The organism is Collinsella sp. LCP19S3_D3 (genome assembly GCF_052121455.1).
Taxonomy (GTDB): Bacteria; Actinomycetota; Coriobacteriia; order Coriobacteriales; family Coriobacteriaceae; genus Collinsella.
Genome location: NZ_JBQKEF010000062.1, coordinates 1 through 599, shown reverse-complemented (window position 1 = coordinate 599; position 599 = coordinate 1). Strand labels below are relative to the sequence as shown.

Annotated in this window: 1 protein-coding gene; it reads right to left on the bottom strand. The window is 72.1% G+C overall.

The features are described from left to right. A partial coding sequence (locus ACTQXM_RS09045) for a transposase (RefSeq protein WP_441537653.1) occupies positions 1 to 599 on the bottom strand: 599 nt, incomplete at both ends.

The window sequence follows — 599 nt, the reverse complement described above, 5'->3', positions numbered from 1 at the left end:
GCTCGGCCGCGGTGGCCGCGTTGGCCTTCGCCGCGGGCATGCCGCGGGCGAGCATCTCCTCGCGCCGCCGCAGGAGCCGCTCGGACCCCTTCCTCCCGTGCATCCTTATCTCGAGGGGCACGCCCGTGTCCCTCGGCATGAGCTTCGGCTGGTGCCGTGCCGCGGCGTAGCACCATGAGCCCTCAACGGCCAGCTTCCTCACGAGCGCGTTGCCCGCGCCGCTGATGCCTCCGAGCCGCACGGAGTCGCCACTCGACCTCTGACTCGGCGCGAGGCCGAAATAGGCCGTGACCTGCCTTCCGGAACGGAACCTCGTGAAGTCGCCGACCTCGGCCGAGAAGGCCGCGGCCAGCGCGAAGGCGCAGCCCTTGATCGACTGGAGGGCGGCCGCCTCCGCGGCGATCGGGCTGGCATCCACGGCGGCCCTGTACTCGGAGAGCAGGTCCGCCCGGGCCTCCGCCGCGGCCTCGACCTCGTTCCTCAGGGCGGCGAGCGTCCGAACCCCGCCATCGTCCTCCGGCCTGACCTTGTCGAGCCACCTCAGGAAGTCGTAGGTCCAGTACTTCCTCGGGTTGCCGGCGGGCGTGGTGCCGCCGTAG